Here is a 590-nt window from a genome sequence, read left to right as displayed (position 1 = left end):
ATGATTGGGGTGAAGTCGTAACAAGGTAGCCGTATCGGAAGGTGCGGCTGGATCACCTCCTTTCTATGGAGAATCGTCTTCTGTAACGAAGACATTCAAATACAAAATCTAGCCAGGTCGGCTAGTTACTCACTCGTTGCTCAGTTTTGAGAGCTCAAACTCTCAAACGTTTGGTGGCGATAGCGAAAGGGTTCCACACGTTCCCATCCCGAACACGACCGTTAAGCCTTTCAGCGTCGATGGTACTTGGACCGAAGGGTCCTGGGAGAGTAGAACGCCGCCAAGCGTAAACCCTATTGGGTTTTAAAAATAATATGGGCCCTTAGCTCAGTTGGTTAGAGCGCACCTCTGATAAGGGTGAGGTCGGTGGTTCGAGTCCACCAGGGCCCACCAGTTATACTTTATAATCTAATATGGGGCCATAGCTCAGCTGGGAGAGCGCCTGCCTTGCAAGCAGGAGGTCAGCGGTTCGATCCCGCTTGGCTCCACCAACAAGATTTTACAAGCTTGTTCTTTGAAAACTAGATATCGAAACGAAAATTGCGAATTAGAACATTCCTTTTAGCTGAACTTGTGTAAACAAGTTTCAA

The 590-nt window shown here is 47.8% G+C and carries 2 tRNA genes and 2 rRNA genes; all 4 read left to right on the top strand.

The features are described 5' to 3' along the window. A 16S ribosomal RNA gene (locus tag AB3N00_RS30875) occupies window positions 1-63 on the top strand; the annotation flags it as partial. Window positions 64-169: 106 nt separating this feature from the next. After that, window positions 170-286 (top strand): 5S ribosomal RNA (gene rrf, locus AB3N00_RS30870). A 30-nt stretch (window positions 287-316) separates the two neighbouring features. Next, window positions 317-393 (top strand) — tRNA-Ile (locus AB3N00_RS30865). Window positions 394-415: 22 nt separating this feature from the next. After that, a tRNA-Ala gene (locus AB3N00_RS30860) sits at window positions 416-491 on the top strand. The last annotated feature ends 99 nt before the right edge of the window (window positions 492-590 follow it).

Origin of the sequence: Paenibacillus xylanilyticus (assembly GCF_047246825.1) — a bacterium.
Classification (GTDB): domain Bacteria; phylum Bacillota; class Bacilli; order Paenibacillales; family Paenibacillaceae; genus Paenibacillus; species Paenibacillus xylanilyticus_B.
Note: the sequence above shows the minus strand (reverse complement) of the source record. Positions and strands in the feature narration are given on the sequence as shown.